This is a genomic window from Bacillus sp. AFS001701, from assembly GCF_002559405.1.
Lineage (GTDB): Bacteria > Bacillota > Bacilli > Bacillales > Bacillaceae_G > Gottfriedia.
This window is the reverse complement of record NZ_NTZO01000798.1, coordinates 1-222: the sequence shown is the minus strand read 5'-3', so window position 1 is coordinate 222 and position 222 is coordinate 1. Positions and strand designations below refer to the sequence as shown.

At 66.2% G+C, this 222-nt stretch carries 1 protein-coding gene; it reads right to left on the bottom strand.

Annotated elements, in window-relative coordinates:
• Positions 1-222: hypothetical protein (locus tag CN514_RS26140; RefSeq protein ID WP_176526097.1), on the bottom strand; the 222-nt coding region annotated here is incomplete at both ends.

Sequence of the window (222 nt, the reverse complement as noted above, 5' to 3'; positions counted from 1 at the left end):
GGTCGAACGTGCCGTAGACGAACATGCGGGTGCGCCCTGGCCAGCCGGAACCGCCGTCGACCCATCCGCTCACGGTGTCGCCGGAGATCGTGAGCTTCGAGCTGTTCACGAGCTGGTCGATCAGCACGGAGCTGGCATCGCCGGTGAACTCGAAGCGGTAGATCGCGCCGTGGTCGGTCGCGGTGACCTCGGCGTTGATGCCGTTGTCGAACTCGACGCCGT